General features: G+C 66.8%; 17 protein-coding genes. 4 read left to right on the top strand and 13 right to left on the bottom strand.

Going from position 1 to position 15,847, the window contains the following annotated elements; genetic code table 11:
- Positions 1-51: 51 nt before the first annotated feature.
- On the top strand, positions 52-666 hold the full coding sequence (locus ACZ6SF_RS02405; protein WP_466060036.1) for a TetR/AcrR family transcriptional regulator: 615 nt from the start codon (positions 52-54) through the stop codon (positions 664-666).
- Here the strand turns inward: ACZ6SF_RS02405 and ACZ6SF_RS02410 are convergent.
- Entirely contained in the window at positions 663-1,304 is a 642-nt protein-coding gene (locus tag ACZ6SF_RS02410; RefSeq protein WP_466060038.1) for a TetR/AcrR family transcriptional regulator, read from the bottom strand. The genes ACZ6SF_RS02405 and ACZ6SF_RS02410 overlap by 4 nt on opposite strands.
- Before the next feature lie 93 nt (positions 1,305-1,397).
- On the opposite strand from ACZ6SF_RS02410, the gene ACZ6SF_RS02415 reads away from it, so the two are divergent.
- Entirely contained in the window at positions 1,398-1,883 is a 486-nt protein-coding gene (locus tag ACZ6SF_RS02415) for an SRPBCC family protein (RefSeq protein ID WP_466060040.1), read from the top strand.
- Between the two features lie 96 nt (positions 1,884-1,979).
- Positions 1,980-2,921, top strand: coding sequence for a LysR family transcriptional regulator (locus ACZ6SF_RS02420; RefSeq protein ID WP_466060042.1), 942 nt, complete (start codon positions 1,980-1,982; stop codon positions 2,919-2,921).
- On the opposite strand, the gene ACZ6SF_RS02425 is transcribed toward ACZ6SF_RS02420, so the two are convergent.
- Positions 2,915-3,898, bottom strand: coding sequence for an ester cyclase (locus tag ACZ6SF_RS02425; RefSeq protein WP_466060044.1), 984 nt, complete (start codon positions 3,896-3,898; stop codon positions 2,915-2,917). The two genes, ACZ6SF_RS02420 and ACZ6SF_RS02425, sit on opposite strands and share 7 nt — an antisense overlap.
- Before the next feature lie 130 nt (positions 3,899-4,028).
- Between ACZ6SF_RS02425 and ACZ6SF_RS02430 the strand changes: the two genes are divergently transcribed.
- A complete protein-coding gene (locus ACZ6SF_RS02430; RefSeq protein WP_466060046.1) occupies positions 4,029-4,283 on the top strand; it encodes a hypothetical protein in 255 nt (84 codons plus the stop codon).
- On the opposite strand, the gene ACZ6SF_RS02435 is transcribed toward ACZ6SF_RS02430, so the two are convergent.
- The 11 genes from ACZ6SF_RS02435 to ACZ6SF_RS02485 form a co-directional block, all read right to left on the bottom strand.
- A complete protein-coding gene (locus tag ACZ6SF_RS02435; protein WP_466060048.1) occupies positions 4,250-5,536 on the bottom strand; it encodes a cation:proton antiporter in 1,287 nt (428 codons plus the stop codon). The two genes, ACZ6SF_RS02430 and ACZ6SF_RS02435, sit on opposite strands and share 34 nt — an antisense overlap.
- 64 nt (positions 5,537-5,600) lie before the next feature.
- On the bottom strand, positions 5,601-6,305 hold the full coding sequence (yczE, locus tag ACZ6SF_RS02440; RefSeq protein ID WP_466060050.1) for a membrane protein YczE: 705 nt from the start codon (positions 6,303-6,305) through the stop codon (positions 5,601-5,603).
- Between the two features lie 24 nt (positions 6,306-6,329).
- The gene (locus ACZ6SF_RS02445; protein ID WP_466060052.1) at positions 6,330-7,508 is read right to left on the bottom strand and encodes a M20 family metallopeptidase; all 1,179 of its coding nucleotides are present in this window, start codon (positions 7,506-7,508) and stop codon (positions 6,330-6,332) included.
- 4 nt (positions 7,509-7,512) lie between these two features.
- Complete coding sequence (locus ACZ6SF_RS02450) at positions 7,513-8,496, bottom strand: TauD/TfdA dioxygenase family protein (RefSeq protein WP_466060054.1); 984 nt, start codon at positions 8,494-8,496, stop codon at positions 7,513-7,515.
- A gap of 12 nt (positions 8,497-8,508) precedes the next feature.
- A complete protein-coding gene (locus ACZ6SF_RS02455; protein ID WP_466060056.1) occupies positions 8,509-8,994 on the bottom strand; it encodes a GNAT family N-acetyltransferase in 486 nt (161 codons plus the stop codon).
- A 7-nt stretch (positions 8,995-9,001) separates the two neighbouring features.
- Complete coding sequence (locus ACZ6SF_RS02460) at positions 9,002-9,769, bottom strand: hypothetical protein (protein ID WP_466060058.1); 768 nt, start codon at positions 9,767-9,769, stop codon at positions 9,002-9,004.
- A 594-nt stretch (positions 9,770-10,363) separates the two neighbouring features.
- Positions 10,364-11,446 carry an ABC transporter ATP-binding protein gene (locus ACZ6SF_RS02465; protein WP_466060060.1) on the bottom strand — a complete coding sequence of 361 codons (1,083 nt, stop codon included), beginning with the start codon at positions 11,444-11,446 and terminating at the stop codon, positions 10,364-10,366.
- Between the two features lies 1 nt (position 11,447).
- The gene (locus tag ACZ6SF_RS02470; protein ID WP_466060062.1) at positions 11,448-12,476 is read right to left on the bottom strand and encodes a nuclear transport factor 2 family protein; all 1,029 of its coding nucleotides are present in this window, start codon (positions 12,474-12,476) and stop codon (positions 11,448-11,450) included.
- Between the two features lie 36 nt (positions 12,477-12,512).
- Complete coding sequence (locus tag ACZ6SF_RS02475) at positions 12,513-13,904, bottom strand: ABC transporter substrate-binding protein (RefSeq protein WP_466060064.1); 1,392 nt, start codon at positions 13,902-13,904, stop codon at positions 12,513-12,515.
- On the bottom strand, positions 13,901-14,788 hold the full coding sequence (locus ACZ6SF_RS02480) for a carbohydrate ABC transporter permease (RefSeq protein ID WP_466060066.1): 888 nt from the start codon (positions 14,786-14,788) through the stop codon (positions 13,901-13,903). Before ACZ6SF_RS02480 ends, ACZ6SF_RS02475 begins: the two co-directional genes overlap by 4 nt.
- A complete protein-coding gene (locus tag ACZ6SF_RS02485) occupies positions 14,785-15,705 on the bottom strand; it encodes a carbohydrate ABC transporter permease (RefSeq protein ID WP_466060068.1) in 921 nt (306 codons plus the stop codon). The genes ACZ6SF_RS02480 and ACZ6SF_RS02485 overlap by 4 nt, the downstream gene beginning before the upstream one ends.
- Positions 15,706-15,847: the final 142 nt, after the last annotated feature.

Raw genomic sequence — 15,847 nt, forward strand, 5'->3', positions numbered from 1 at the left:
GTATGTTATTCGGTTTTGGGTGGCAAGAGGCCACCCCGCTACAGTTCTCGCGTGGCGCCACGTGGCTCGTACTCGAAGGGGATCGCGAAACGGACCGAGATCCTGGACGCGGCCCTCGAGATCGTCGCGCGGGTCGGATTCCGCCGCACCACCGTGCGCGAACTCGCCGACGCGGTGGGGCTCAGCCAGTCCGGGCTGCTGCACCATTTCGGCACCAAGGAACAGCTCTTCACCGAGATCCTGCGCTATCGCGACGAGGTGGACCGGCGCACGTTCTCGCCCGATCCCGCCGGTGTGGACGCGGGCGAACTGCCCACCGCCATCGTCGACCTGGTACGCCACAACGCCGAGGTCCCCGGCCTGGTGCAGCTCTACTCCCGGTACTCCTCCGAAGCCGCCGACCCCGGCCATCCCGCCCACGACTTCTTCCGGCTCCGCTACGAGCGCGCCCGCGCCGAGCTCACCGCGACGATCACCCGGCTCCGGGCCGCCGGTCGCCTACCCGCCGATCTCGACGGTGACCGCCTGGCGGTTATGACGTTCGCGATGATCGACGGACTCCAGATGCAGTGGATGTACGACCCGTCCATCGATATGGCCGACCATATCGCCTATTTCTGGGAATCGATTCTCGGCGCCGGGCCGGAACCGCGGCGGGAGGGCTAGAGGGTCGGAACCCGCGTGTTCCGTGGCGAGCCGCCGGACGCGGGATCGGGAACCGTCACACCGTCCGCCAGCGCCGCCGCGGCCTGTTCGGCGAGGTCCGCGGCGTGTTCCGGGATCTGCGTTCCGTCGCCCAGGTGCCGTTTGATGATCGCGTAGGGCAGATCGACCACCGCCAGCAGCACCCGTTCCTCCACTCCGGGGCCGACGATGCCGATGCGGTCGATGAGTGCCGAAAGCGCTGTGCGTAGGGCATCGTTCGCGTCCATGACCGCCGAGCGCGACCGGTCGCTCCAGTCGTGTTCCCCGAGTTCCTTCGCCCCTGTCAGCAGTACTCGCGCGTCCCGCGGATTGCGCCGTGCCCAGTCCACCGATATCCGCGCACTGCGGCGGATGGCGTCGCGGGGCTCCTCGACGCTCAATCCGGTCAGGATTTCGCTGTGGAACGCGTGTAGAGCGCGACGCCACAATGCGGCGAGCAGCGCCGGGCGATCCGGGAAACGGTGATACACCGACCCGCTGGGTGCACCGGCGGCCTTGGCCACCCCCGACATCGTGACAGCGGCCGGTCCGCCCGCCGCGAGGAGATCGGCGGCGGCATCCAGCAATGAGTCGGCGTCGTGCCGCGGAGGTCTTCCCATGTATTAGAGGATATGCTCTAATACGATTTTAGAGGTAGTCCTCTAAAAGTTGGCGCCCGAGCCCATGTGGCCGTGGCAGGTAAGGGAGTTCTCATGGCTGTGGTCAATATCCATCGACGCCACATTCCGGCACCGGTCGGCGAAGTCGGCGCACTGCTGGATTCGCTGGCCGCCGACAGTGATGCGCTCTGGCCCGTCGGGTCCTGGCCGGCGATACGCCTGGACCGTCCGCTCGGAATCGGCGCCGCGGGTGGTCACGGCCCGATCCGGTACACGATCGAGCACTATCGGCGCGGCAGCTGGGTGCGCTTTCGTTTCACCGGTCCCCGCGGCTTCGACGGGTTCCACGAATTCACGGTCCGTCCCGCGCCCGGCGGCGCCGACCTGGTTCATCTGCTTGCGATGAACGTCCACGGCATCGCTCGGTTCAGCTGGCCGCTGGCTTTCCGCTGGATGCACGACGCGTTGACGGAAGACTGCCTCGACCGGGCAGAACACGGCCTCACCGGCGCTGTCGCCGATCCGGCGCGCTGGTCCGCGTATGTCCGGATGCTCAGGCGTATCAACTCGGCGGGGTGACTCGAAAGCGGAGGCGGCGGGTGCGCACGTCTCGAATCGTCACTCTTGCACTCAGGAGAAGGCGGGTGGAGTCTGTGTCCGGCATAGGGTGATCCTGTGACCCTTCGGCAACTGCGTGCGTTCCTCGCCACGGCCCGTACCGGGACGTTCACCGCCGCGGCGAAGACGATGGGGGTCGCCCAGGCCTCGGTGTCCGAACTGGTCCGGACGCTGGAGGACGAATACGGCACCACCCTGTTCGTCCGTGGCGGGCGCAGACTGGTGCTGACCGCGGCCGGAGTCGCCCTGCTGCCGCACGCCGAACAGTCGCTGGCCGCGGCGGACGGGGGCGTGCAGGCGTTGAAATCGGTGCGCTCGCTCACCGGCGGTGTCGCCACCTTCGGGGTTCTGCGTAATGCCTCGTACTACCTGCTGTCCGATCTGGCCGAGGAGTTCCATCGGCGATTCCCCGAGGTGCGGATTAGGCTGGTGGGTATGAACTCGGTGGAGGTCGCCGCCGAGGTCGCCGAGGGACGGCTCGAGGCGGGGCTGGTGGTGCTGCCGATCGACGCCGACGGTCTGCGGGTCACGCCGCTGGTCCGCGACGAGGTGCTCTATGCCTCCACCGCGCCGGACCGGGTGGCCGAGGTGATGACCGTCGAACGGTTCGCGCGATCCACGGTGATCCTCTACGACGCCCACTACGGATGGCGGGAACCCACCCGGCGCCAGCTGGCCGAACGGGCGCAGCTGGCGGGCCTGAAGATCGATCCGCTGATCGAGGTCGAACAGGTGGAGGCCGCGCTGGGCCTGGTGCGCCGGGGAATCGGGGACACGATCGTCTCGCGCGCGGTCGCGAGCAGTTCGGCCTGCCCGCCCGAGGTGCGGGTGGTGGGTTTCGACCCGCCGCTCTACGACACGATCGCGCTGATCCAGCGGGAATCGGGGGTGCTGTCGCCGGCGACGCGGGAGCTGGCGCGGATGGCGCAGCAGATGCTGCTGCGCAACCGGGTCGCCCCCGCGCCGGAACGCGCGAGCGACCCGGAGGCCGATCAGTAGATGTTCTGGCTCACGTACGGTTCGTCGCCGCGGTGGGCGTAGATCTGGGACCGCGTGGCGATATCGTCGTAGATCCGGGTCTCCTTGACGATCTTCCCGGACTGCACCAGGAACTGGGAGATGCCGAGGATTTCGACCGGTGAACCGGTGAGCGGGCCGTAATCGGCGATTCCGTCGTACTGTCCGGTGAACTTCCAGGTGACCGCGATCCGCAGGCCGCCGTAGCGCGGCGAATCGTTGGCCGCGACGTCACGGATATCGAAACTGCCGCCGGGGAAGGGCCGCAGCATCCGCAGCAGGGCGCGGCGGTAGCCCTCGGGGCGGGCGATGGTGCGGTCGTCGATCGTGTTCAGCCACAGATCGCGGATCCAGAACTCCTCCACCCGCTCGAGTTCACGGTTGTTCCAGACCGAGTCGATGAACTCGAGCACCATCTCCACTTCGGGCCGGAAATCGTCGGGGCGCGGGCCGCTGCCGCCCGCGGCGATCACATCGGCCGGGGCCGGGGCGGCCATGGAGCCGCTGTACCCGCGGAACGCCTGCCGCCGGGCGAGTTCGTCGGGGTCCTGGCCGAGCTGGCGGGCCACCGAGAGGGCGTCGCGCACGACCCATTCCTCGACCATGCGGCCGCGCCGGTACAGGCAGTTGGCGATATTGCGGCTGCGGTACTCGATATTCTCCCGGTCGGTGCCCAGGACCAGGTGGGAGCTGAGGAACGCGTCGTCGCCGCGGGCCTCCCATACGATGTCCTCGGCCTGGCCGACACGGTTCGGGGTGGTCGAGATCCGCATCAGGGTTCCTTCGATCACCTCCTGCGCGGTGGTGGAGGTGCCGTAGACGCCGTGGACGATGGAGTCGGGTTCGTAGTTGTCGTTGATATGGCCGATCGCGCGCTCGATCCAGATGTGGTCGGTGACCTCCCGGATGAAATCGTCGGGGTCGGCGTAGGGCTGATAGGCAATCGGATCGAGTGGCATGCCGCTCAGAATACATACGTATTCACGAATTGGGAACCGCCGCCCGGTCACCTCACCTGCGGCAACCGGAGCACGCCCGGGCCCGCGCGGAGAACCCTGTCGCGGCGGCCGCCGGAGTTACCCTGGAATCATGTTTCTTCGTCGCCGCGCCCGGGCGCCCCGGTCCGCCGGGACCCACGGCTGGCGCGCCGTGCATCGCGACCCGGACGGCTCCCGTGTCTTCGAGACCTGTGAATGCGGGGCCTGGCGGGTGGTCGACCGGGGTGAACAGGAGTGGCTGTCGGATACCGGCCCGTGTGCCGGGTCGCCGGGTATCCCGGCCGGGCCGCGCGGGTGGCCGTATCGCAAAACCTACGGCGAGACAGGGCTTTTCCACAGCTCCTGACCTTCCGTCCGCCGGGTGGCGGCCGCATCCCGGGGCGCGGGCCCGTCGGTCCCGATACCGGTTCTGGTCAGCGCCGGCCCCGTCATCGCGGTGGTGGCCAGCGCCATGAGGACGAAGATCGTGTACGTGCCGGAATCGATGATCCCGTGCTGCAATCCGATGCTCAGGGCCACCACCTCGGTGAGCCCGCGGGTGTTCAACAGGATTCCGAGTTGCAGACTCGGTGATCGGGGCAGGCCCGAGACCCGGGCTCCCAGATAGCCGCCGCCGATCTTCGCCACGGCCGCCGCCACCGTCACGCAGCCGGCCCACACCCAGTCGATCGGCGCCATCTCCGAGATCGCCACGGCACTGCCCGAGACGAAGAAGAAGATCGGAAGCAGCAGCAGGCAACCACCGTGGGTCGCTTTCTCGACCGCCGCGACACTGCCGGGGGTGGACGCGCGGGCCACGGCGCCGGTCACCAGCGCTCCGAAGACCAGGTGCAATCCCAGCGCACTGGTCAGCGATGCCGACAGGAAGGCGATGAGCAGGACGAGCGCGATCCACACCTCGCTCGGAAGGACCGGATGGAGAACCCGCAGAATCGTGCGCACCAGCGTGAATTCGACGATCAGGAATACGACCAGCCCGACCACCGCGACAACCGGATCCGTACCCGATCCGCCGGCGCCGAGATCGACCAGCAGAGCGAAGGCCAGCCACCCGGCGACATCCATGATCCCGGCCGACGCGAGGGCGACGGTCCCCACTCCGGTCGAGGTGAGGTGCTTGTCCCGGATGATCGCCCCCAGCACGGGAACCGCCGTGATGGAGAACGCGACGGCCACGAACAGGATCACGACCCAGGCCGGCGCGGAGCTGCCGGTGATGCGCAGACCGACCAGCGCCCAGCCGACGAGGCAGCCCACGGCGAACGGAACGCCGAAGCCCGCGGCCGTCACGGCGGACAGTGATCGCGCGTGCCGGCGCAGGCTTCCCAGGTCGACCTCGTAGCCGATCGCGAACATGAACAGCGCGACGCCGATATTTCCCAGCACCGTGAATTCGTCTGTCGCGCCGGGGGAGATCGGGCCTATCCAGCCGTCGAGCGGTATCCACCGGCCCACCACCCCCGGACCGAGCACGATGGCCGTGCCCAATTGGCCGATGATGGCGGGTTGTCCGAATCGTTCGGCCAGGGCGCCGCCCAGGGCCGAGCACAGGAGGATGAGCGCGATGCCCACCAGGATCTGGATCGTCAGGTGTTCCACGGCCGCGGGCCCCTGCTCTCTCTTCGCTGTCGGAACGGTGTTCCGTGGCCCCGCGGCGGCGTCCTTATTCGGCTGTCCGCGGCTGTTCGCGGGTTCCGGACGGGGTGTCGCGTGCGAGTTCCACGGTGGTGTAGTGCAGGAATTTGTGGACGAGCGGGCCGGTCAGTACCGACATGAGTACGGTGCCGAAGCCCAGTACCCCGCCCAGTGACCAGCCCACGACCGCGACGACGATGTCGATCACCGTCCGCACCTGCCAGACCGGCCGGCCCGTGACCCGGACCGCGCCGGTCATCAGGCCGTCGCGGGGACCGGCTCCGAACCGGGAGCCGAGGTAGAGGGCATCGAAGAAGCAGAACATCAGGAAACCGAGGAGGAAATAGAGGATCTGCACGGGCAGCGCCGTCGTATCCGGCAGGATCGCCGTGGTCAGATCGGCGGAGATTCCGACCACCACCACATTCAGCACGGTGCCGAGTCCGGGCAACTCGCGCAGCGGTATCCAGAACACCAGAACGGCGACCGCGATGAGATTGGTGGCCATACCGAACGACAGACCGGTCCGATCGGCGACGCCCTCGGCGAGGACATTCCACGCCGAGGCGCCGATCGTGGATTCGACCAGGAAGGCCAGAGCGGCGCCGTAACCCGCCAAGCCGACGAGGAGCTGAACCAGGCGGGCGGCGCGTTTCTCCGCCCGCCACTGTTCGAGCGCCGACATCCGGACGCTGATATGGGCGGAGCGCCCCGCCTGCCTTGTCGCGTTCATCGTTCTCCCGGGTCGATTGACGTACTACCGCCGAATGCAATGGCGGGCAATGAGTTCGCCGATGCCGGCGACGCAGGCGTCGATATCGGCCAGCGAGACCCATTCGTCGGCTGTGTGCGCCTGGGCGATATCGCCCGGCCCCCAGACCACCGTAGGCGTGCCCGTCGACGAGAAGATCCCGGCCTCGGTGCCGAAGGAGACGAAGTCCGGCTCCTGCTGACCGGCCACCCGCAACACGGTGTCCACGAAGGCGGCGCTTGCGGGATCGTCCGGACCGAATCCGGGGGTATCGGTGAGCTGTTCGATGGTCACGGCGGCATCATCCGGGCGGAGTTCGCCGGCCAGTTCGCGGCAGTCGCGCCCGGGCGGACAGCGCACCTCGAACTCGGCCGTGCAGTCCTCGGCGATGATATTCGACCCGATACCGCCGCGGATGGTGCCGAAACTGATCCACGGATAGCCGATATCGAACCGGGCGTCGTGCCGGTCGATATCGTCGCGGTGGCGATGGTTGATCCGCTCCGCCGCCGTGATGACGCCGGCGGCCAGGTTGATGGCGCTGGGGTATTTCGGCGCATGGGAGGCATGGCCGGAGACCGCGCGTGCGCTGAGCCGGAAGTTCGCCTTGGATTTGTGCCCGCCGACGACGCGCATGCGGGTGGGTTCTCCGACCACGCATCCCGAGGCTCCCTCGAACACCTCGGGATGATCGCGGACCAGCGCCCGTGCCCCCAGACAGCCGATCTCCTCGTCCGCGGTGAGCAGTAGTGAGACGGGAGTGGTCAGTTCGGCGGGGTCCAGGGACAGCAGGACCGCGAGAGCGCAGGCGATGAAGGCCTTCATATCGGTGGTGCCGCGGCCGAAGACACGGCTGCCGTCCGTGTCCTCGGTCAGCTGGTACGGCGGCCTGGACCACTGCTGCCCCGCGGTCGGCACGGTATCGGTATGACCGCACAGCAGCAGTCCCGAGGAACCCGGACCGGACTCGGGAAGTCCGGGCGCGGCGAGGGTGCCCAGGTAGTTCACCAGGTCGCGATCCCTGTCGTAGACGAGCCGGCGCGCGCGGGCGCCTTTGGCCTCCAGCAGATCCGAGACGTATTCGATCAGCGACGAGTTGGCGGAGGTGCTCGTCGTATCGAACGCGATGAGCTTGCCGAGGATCGCGAGCGAATCGCCGACCAGGGGCGTACGGGTGGCGGTCACGGCCTCAGTCCTCATCGGGCGCGGCCGGCGCCAAGCGGGTGAAGCCGATCGCCGGATTGGCCGGTGTCACCGGCGAACCCGCGGTGGTCAGGCGCAGCAGCCGCCGTACATTGCTTTCGTCGAGATCCTTCGTGGTCGCCGAATGCAGCAGATTCCGGTTGTCCCATACGACCACATCGTGTTCGGTCCACCGGTGCCGGTAGACGTAGCGCGGGCCGGTGACGTGCTCGATGAGCCGGGTGATGAGCGCGGAACTGTCCGAATCGCTCAGACCCTCGATTCCGACCACACTGCCGATGATGCGCGGCTGCAGGAACAGCGTTTCCCGGCCGGTATCGGGATGCACCCGGACCAGGGGATGGGAGACCGGGGGAGTGTTGCGGCGTTCCTGCGCGCCGATATAGGTCCAGCGGGCCCACGGGTCCTCGCGGTCCGGTGACCAGCGGTAGTGATGCCGCACCCGCAGTGTCCGCAGATACTCCTTCTCGTCCTCGGGGAGATCGGCGAACGCGGATTCGGCGTCGGCGAACAGCGTATCGCCGCCCCGGCCGGGAATCTCCAGGCCGTGCAGCATGGTGGCCGCCCCCGGCACCAGCTTGTACGAATAATCCGAATGCCAGCCCTGACCCGAGGTCTTGGACTCCTTGGTCCGCCCCGGTTCGTCCTGATTGGACAGATAGGTCAGCGTCGGCTGTTCGGGGTGGCGCAATTGCACGACATGATGCTGATCCGGCCGGCCGAAGATCGTGCCGAATTCCGCGAACAGGGCCGCGGAAATATCCTGCTCCCGGAACACCAGCACTTTATGGGTCAGAAACAGCTCGTAGACGGCGCGGCCGCTGTCGCGTACCAGGGATTCCGAGATCCGGTGACCCGAGACCTCGGCGGCGAAGGTCTCGCCCACGCGGTGGGCGCTCAGGGGATTTCCGGTGCGGGTGGTCGCGGGAATGGTGTCGAAGATGTTGACGTGCTCGGTGGCGAGGGTCATGAGAGAATTCCTTCAGGCGGTGCCGTGGATGGTGAACTGGTCGCTGCTGATCTTCTTCTCGAAATAGATTCTGGGCTCGGGTACCGAACCCGCGGTATCCCGATGTGTCACCGCGTAGCCGAGACCGGAATAGAACGAGATGTTGTGATCCATCTCGATACGTGTCCAGAGGATCACTCTGAGGTATCCCGATTCGGCCGCGTACTCCTCGACGAATCGGACGAGTTTCCGGCCCAGTCCGAGTCCCTGGGAACCGGGATGCACCGCGAGATTGCGGAGCACCACCTCGCGGTCGGATTCGCGCGGGTCGACCGTGACCATTCCCGTGACGGCGCCGTCGTGGACGTAGACGTAGGTTTTCCGGTCCCGGGCCAGCCGGGAATAGTCGAGCGTCAGCGGGGTCGGTGGTGTCTCCAGGAATTCGAGATAGTGGCCGTAGGACGCGTTCGCCAGGACGGCGAGAGTATCGGCATCCGATTCGGCTGCGAGGCGGATCATCGGCGGCTCAGGCCCGCGCCGCGACGGTATCGAGCCGAGTGTTCAGGACGCGGGACTGCCTACTGGAGTCGAAGTACGCGCTGTCGAATACGATCTCGTCGTCGGTGGCGCAGACCTCGTCGTTGAAGGGGCTGCCGACGTCGTAGTCGAATGCCTCGCGGGGAAATGTCAGGTTGGCGACCCGGGACGAGTCGTACCTGGCAGTGGTGGTGGAGAACCGCAGCGCGTACGCCAGCCGGCTGTCGATGGGGCCCTCGCCGAGCGGGATGCTGCGGTGCAGCACGTATTTGTCGAAGATCAGGGCGTCGCCCGGCCGGAAGGCATCCTCGACGCCGTAGTGGTCGAGGAGCGGCCCCATCGACGGCGAGTTCAGCAGGCTGTTCTTGATCCGGCTGAAGTAGCCGTAGTCGATCTCCTCACCGGCCGATATCTTGGCCCGCAGGTACCCCGGGAGCAGATTGATGTGCTGGTACACGAACTCGCCGGACAGATCTTTTTTGGAAACATAGGCCATACCGCCGCGCTGGCCCTCCGGATCGATCCGGCACAGCGGTGTCCAGATGGTGAACCCGAGGTCCTCCTGCCGCTGGAAGCCGAAACTCTGGGTGCCGACGTGCCACGGAAATCCCGAACTCGTATTCTTCTTCAGTTCGAACCCCAGGCCCTGCGTGAAGAACAATTCCGCACCGGTCAGTGTGGTGACGACCCGTGCGAAAGCGGGATCCTGGACCAGCCGCAGGATCTGCGGATCATCGTTGCCGATATCGTATTTCAAACGGCTGAATCCCGAGCCGTAATTATCCGAAGGCGGCGATATCTGCGCCGAGCTGATAGCGCGCATATGATCGATGGAAGCGTCATCGAAGAAATTCGTGAGTTTGAAGAACCCTGTTTCCCGGAAAAAAGTCACGTCACTTTCGGACAGCTGGAAGTCAGGATTTATCATACACACCCCCTGTAGATAAATGACATGCAGGAATCGCCTTCGACGGTGAATTGACGAGAACCCCTGCGTTGCGATTCCGACGCTAATGTATCCCCGGGGGTGGTGCAAGGATCGAGAAGGTTAACAGAGCCTGCCGGTGATCTTAACTCGCTCGGGCAAGCGGCGGGCAGTGCCATTCGTACGAAGCGGTCCGAAGCCTTTGTGCCGCCGGACCACTCGATTGTCGTGGCGGGCCGGGAGCGACGGTACCGAAGTCCCGTACCGGGGCAACTGTTCAGCAGGAAAAGAATGCACGCTGATTTTATCTCCGCCGGTTCGGGTATGTGTGTTCCGCACGCCTCCGGCGTTCTCCGGAACGGGCTGTGGAGACAGCACCGCGGCACCGGCCGGGACGAACCCGGCCGGTGCCGCGGATGGTGGGGTTCAGGCGGCCAGCCGGGTACCGGTCGCCGGATGGAACAGATGGATCTCCTCGTGGCTGCGCAGCCCGACCCGCACGGTCTGGCCGATCCGCGGCGGGGTGCGCCCGTCCACCCGGACGTTCACCCGATGCGCGCCCGAAGGGCTCAGCACGGTGCCGTGCACATAGGCATCCGCGCCCAGCTCCTCCACCAGTTCCACGGTGACGGCGAAGCCCTCGTCCGCTTCGCCGATCAACCGCAGCGTCTCCGGCCGGATCCCGCAGACGATCTCGCGCAGATCCGCGACCGCCGACCGTGCCACGGGGACCGTGCAGTCGCCGATCTCGACCATGCCGCCGGTGACGTTGAGGGTGGTGAGGTTCATACCGGGGGAACCGATGAAACCCGCCACGAAGGCGTTCGCCGGGCGGTCGTAGAGCTCCCGCGGCGTGGCGACCTGCTGCAGAACACCGTCTTTCAGCACCGCGACGCGATGGCCCATGGTCATCGCTTCCACCTGGTCGTGGGTGACGTAGACGGTGGTGGTGGCCAGTCGTTGCTGGAGCGAGGCGATATTGGCGCGGGTCTCCACGCGCAGTTTGGCGTCGAGATTGGACAGCGGTTCGTCCATCAGGAACACCGCGGGGTCGCGCACGATCGCCCGCCCCATCGCGACCCGCTGCCGCTGGCCGCCCGACAGCGCCTTGGGCTTGCGGTCGAGGAACCTGGTGAGGTCGAGCATATGGGCCGCCTCGGCGACCTTCTGCTTGACGATCTCCTTCGGCACACCCTTGAGTTTCAGCGCGAATCCCATATTGTCGCCGACCGTCATATGCGGATACAGCGCGTAGGACTGGAACACCATCGCGATATCGCGTTCCTTGGGCGGCACGAAGGTCACCTCGCGCGAGCCGATCGAGATCGACCCCTCGTCGACGTCCTCCAGGCCGGCCAGCATGCGCAGCGCGGTGGTCTTCCCCGAGCCCGACGGCCCCACCAGCGCCAGGAACTCACCGTCGGCGATATCGAGATCGAGGGCGTTCACGGCCGCGGTCTCGGACCCGGAGTAGCGGCGGGTCGCCTTCTCGTAACGGACTTCTGCCATGTCAGTGCCTTTCCGAAGGAGAATCGACCGCCGGCGCGGCGGGTTCGTCGCCGCGGGCGCGGGCGATCTGGGCCAGGGTGGCGAGCTGGTCGTAGACCCGCCATTCCTCGACGATGCGGCCGTCCCGGAGGCGGAACTGGGAGGAGCCGAGGATCTCGACCCGGGAACCGGTGGCGGGCCCGAAAACCGGCAGGCCCGAATACGTCCCGGTGAGCCACCACACGACACCGACCCGGAGTCCGCCGTGCGGGGCGGAATCGTGGGCGACGATATCGCGGACCTCGATCCGGGCGTCCGGGAACGGCGCCAGCAGATCCATCCACGATTCCTGGTAGTTGCGCGGCCGGGTGATCGTACGGTTGCCGACCGTATGGCAGGTGATATCGCGGGCGATGTAGTCGTCGATGCGCTGGAACATCGCCTGGCCCAGCACGGTGTCGAACATATCCAGCACGAACGCGCATTCGTCGTGGTGGCTGTCGGGACGAGCGCCCGAATCGCCCGCGGTCAGTGGTCGCACCGCCTGCTCGCGGGTGGCCGATCCGGTGAACCCGCGGAACGCCAGGGTGCGCGCCACCTCGAACGGGTCGAGGCCGAGATCCTGGACCACCGCGAGTTCGTCGCGGATCACCCATTCCTCTTCCATGACGCCGTTGCGGTACAGGCAGTTGGCGATCGTGCGGTGCGAGAACCGGCGATGGGTGGGCGGCCCGTAGACGGTGTGTTTGGAGTTGGTGCCGCTGCTGAAGATCCGGTGCGAGCTCAGGAACGCGTCGTCACCGCGGGCCTCCCAGACCACGTCCTCGGCCTGGCCCACCCGGTCGGGGAAGGCGCTGATCTTGGCGAGGGTGGAGGCGACGACCGGTTCGACCCCGATACCGGTGCCGTAGGCGCCGTGCACGATCGCGTCCGGTGCGTAGTTCTGCCTGATCAGCCCGACTCCGCGCTGCACCCAGATGCGGTCGGTCCATTCGACGATGAACTCTTCCGGGCCGGAGTAGGGAAGGTAGGCGCTGTCTTTCAAAGTCATCCATTCGGCTTTCGTGGAGAAGCGATCCGGGATCGCTCAGTCGAGTTCGTCGATCCGGCGCGCCGCGTCGGTGAGCTGGGCGCGGATATCGGAGCCGTTGGCCATATTGCTGATCGCCACGGCCAGGACGTCCATGATCCGCGGCCAGTCCAGGTCCATCGGGATCGCCCGAGCGGACTGCAACGCCTGGTACTGGATCCCCGGCAGGCCGTTGTTGGCGGCGTTCACCTCGGGGTCGAGCATGTTCGAATCGTGCATGGTGATACCGGTGTCGGTCGCCGGCGACGATTTGTCCAGTGCGATGGCCCGTTCGGTGGACGCGTGCGTCATCCACTTCACGTACTCCCAGGCCGCGCCCTGATTGTCCGAAGTGTTCATGACCCCCGACAGCCACGTGTAGGCGTAACTGTGCGGATCGTGCCCGGGGAAGGCCGGCATCGGCGCCACCCCCACATTGCCGGCGAGTTCGGGGGCGGCCTTCGTCGGGTTCACGAAATCCTCGAGATGCCAGGACCAGGTGAACACGGTGGCGGCATCGCCGTTCTGGAAGGCCTTCGTGGATTCCAGTTCGCCCCAGTTAGACGATTCCGGCGGGCTGTAACCGGCCCGGAACGACTCCAGGTATTTCTCGGTCGCGGCCACTCCGGCCGGAGTGTCGAACGCCGGCTTCCCGTTCGCGTCGAGCAGTTCCGCGCCGTTGCTCCACAGCATGGACAACCAGGTGTTCAGGTTCTGTCCGTTACGCCGGTTGAACTGGCCGGCCAGTGGATACTCGGGCGTCGACTTCTTGATCGTCTCCAGCTGGCGGTAGTACTCGTCCCAGGTCGTGGGCGGTTTCAGGCCGAGCTTCGCGTAGATGTCCTTGCGGTAGAACAGGTTGTAGGAGAACCCGCGGATCGGCATGCCATAGGTCTGCCCGGGCTCCCCGGCGCTCGCGGCCTCCTCGAACGGGCCGGAGAAATCGTCCATGGTCACGTGGTGCGCGGCCATGACCTCGTTCAGCGGTTGCACGCCGATCTTCAGCGACGGACCCCAGGCGTCCGGCCAGATCAGCGCGTCGTAGGTGCCACCACCGATGGCACTCTCCGCCACGATCTTCTGCAGATAGGCCGCATAGGGGATATTCGACCATTCCACCTCGATGCCGGTGCGCTCGGTGAACTCCGCGGTGCGCTGGTGCAGAGCGGCGAACTGCGGGACGGTCGCGCAGCAGGTGAGCAGGCGGATGGTGGTGCCGTCGTAGGGCTTTCCCTCCAGCAGTCCGTCCGCGCCGACCGGTGCGTCGACGACCTGATCCATCAGGCTCTTGGTCTCCGGTGCGCCGGTACAGCCGCCCGCCAGCACCGCGACGGCCGTCGCGAAGGCCAGCGCGAGAACTCCACGCCTGCGCCGGGTGGTGCCGGCTCGTCGTCCGGGCAGAAGCCTCACTTGACTGCTCCTAGGGTCATGCCCTGGGCGAAGTGCTTACGCACCAGCGTCGCCAGGACGATCATCGGCACCATCACCAGCAGGCCGGCGGCGGCCATCTGCCCCCACAGCACACCGTCGGGCTGGTCCAGCGTCATCAGCGAGACGGGCAGAGTGACCGCGTTGCTGCGCGCGAGGAAGGTCGGGAAGAGGAATTCGTTCCACGACAGCAGGAACGAGAACACGACGCCCACGAAGATGCCGGGCGCGGCCAGCGGGGTCACCACCCGCCACAGCAGGGTGAGCTGACCGCAGCCGTCGAGCCGGCCGGCCTCCTCGATCTCGATGGGCAGGCCGTCGACGAAACCCTTGAGCAACCAGGTGTTGTAGGGCACCACGATGGCGAGATTGGTGATGATCAGCGCGAGGTGGGTGTCGAGCAGCCCCAGATCGCGGTACATCGTGAGGAAGGGCAGGGCGATCGCGACACCGGGGATGAACTGGGTCGCGACGATACCCAGCAGGATCGGTTTGGCGCCGGGGAACTTGTACCGGGAGAAGCCGTAGGCCGCCAGCATCGACAGCGGCACCGCGATCACCGTGGTCACCACGGCGACGATGACGCTGTTCCACATCGGGTGCACCAGATCGTTCCGGCCGCCGATGATCGCCCGGAAGTTGTCCAGCGAGGGCCGGAACAGAACCGAGGTGGAGAAGACCTCCTGATCCGGTTTGAACGCGGTGAGCGCCAGCCAGAGGATCGGGAACATCACGAAGAAGAGGATCAGCAGGGTGCCGGCCACGCGCAGCAGGCTCCCGGCCCGGGTCAGCGGGGAGGGCCCGTGCCGGTTCGCCCGGCGGGCGGCCGGCGCGGTCGTGCCGACGGTATCGAGGGTGTCGGTCATTTCTGCTCCTGCCGACCCATGAGGATCAGGTATCCGGTGGCGAGTACGCCCAGGACGATGACGAGAATCCACGAGACGGCGGAGGCATAGCCGATATCGAGGAAGGTGAAGCCCTGCTCGTAGGCGAAGAAGTTCAGGGTTTCGGTGGCCCGGCCCGGACCGCCGCCGGTGGTCGTGACGACCTGGTCGAACATCTTCACCGACCACACGGCCTTGAGGAACACCACGATCAGGATGAGCGGGCGCAGCAGCGGGAATTTGATCCGCCAGAACTCCTGCCAGGGATTGGCGCCGTCGACGCGGGCGGCGTCGCGGATCTCCGGAGAGATCGACCCCAGCCCGCCCAGGAACATCAGCGCGATGAGCGGCGCCCAGCCCCAGATCTCGCTGAGCGTGACCACGACCAGCGCCCAGAACGGTTCGCCCAGCCAGTTGATATCGCGGGTGAACGGCAGCAGGGTGTCGAGCATATTGTCGTAGACGCCGTAGTCCGGGTTGAACATGAAGCGCCAGGAGTAGCCCTTGAGCGCGGGCGCGATGGCGAACGGCAGGATCAGCAGGGCCTTGGTGAGACCGTTGAGCCAGGTCGCCTTGTTCAGGATCAGGGCCATCACCAGGCCCAGACCGACCGACAGCACCACCGACATGACGGTGAACAGCAGCGTCACCCAGACAGCGTTGTGGAAGGTGTCGTCGGTGAGGGCCTTCGTGTACTGATCCAGGCCGACGAACTGCTGGGGTTCGCGGGTCTCGTTCACCCGCCAGTGCCGGAAGCTGTTCACCAGGGCGACGCCGAGCGGGTAGAGCGTGGTGAGCACGATGGCCACCAGGGCGGGTGCGAGGTGGGCGTAGGGGACACCGATGCGGCGCCAGGCGGAGTGGCCGCGGCGCGCCGGGCGTTCGGTGGTGGCCGTCACCGGCGGACCCGGAGCCGAGGTGGGCAGGAGGCGGGGGCGCCGGGCCGGGCGGCAGGCTCGGCCCGGTGCGGGCTGCTCGGCTTCACTCTGAACTCCTTCGGATAGCGATCCCACTGGACGGGGAGAGGGAGGCGAGGCGGCG

It is taken from the genome of Nocardia sp. NPDC049935 (genome assembly GCF_055586645.1).

What these genes read in the sequence shown, in the direction of transcription:
- ACZ6SF_RS02410 (WP_466060038.1), bottom strand. Translation starts at nt 1,304, where the DNA reads ATGGGAAGACCTCCGCGGCACGACGCCGACTCATTGCTGGATGCCGCC.
- ACZ6SF_RS02415 (WP_466060040.1), top strand. Translation starts at nt 1,398, where the DNA reads ATGGCTGTGGTCAATATCCATCGACGCCACATTCCGGCACCGGTCGGC.
- ACZ6SF_RS02425 (WP_466060044.1), bottom strand. Translation starts at nt 3,898, where the DNA reads ATGCCACTCGATCCGATTGCCTATCAGCCCTACGCCGACCCCGACGAT.
- ACZ6SF_RS02430 (WP_466060046.1), top strand. Translation starts at nt 4,029, where the DNA reads ATGTTTCTTCGTCGCCGCGCCCGGGCGCCCCGGTCCGCCGGGACCCAC.
- yczE (WP_466060050.1), bottom strand. Translation starts at nt 6,305, where the DNA reads ATGAACGCGACAAGGCAGGCGGGGCGCTCCGCCCATATCAGCGTCCGG.
- ACZ6SF_RS02450 (WP_466060054.1), bottom strand. Translation starts at nt 8,496, where the DNA reads ATGACCCTCGCCACCGAGCACGTCAACATCTTCGACACCATTCCCGCG.
- ACZ6SF_RS02455 (WP_466060056.1), bottom strand. Translation starts at nt 8,994, where the DNA reads ATGATCCGCCTCGCAGCCGAATCGGATGCCGATACTCTCGCCGTCCTG.
- ACZ6SF_RS02465 (WP_466060060.1), bottom strand. Translation starts at nt 11,446, where the DNA reads ATGGCAGAAGTCCGTTACGAGAAGGCGACCCGCCGCTACTCCGGGTCC.
- ACZ6SF_RS02470 (WP_466060062.1), bottom strand. Translation starts at nt 12,476, where the DNA reads ATGACTTTGAAAGACAGCGCCTACCTTCCCTACTCCGGCCCGGAAGAG.
- ACZ6SF_RS02480 (WP_466060066.1), bottom strand. Translation starts at nt 14,788, where the DNA reads ATGACCGACACCCTCGATACCGTCGGCACGACCGCGCCGGCCGCCCGC.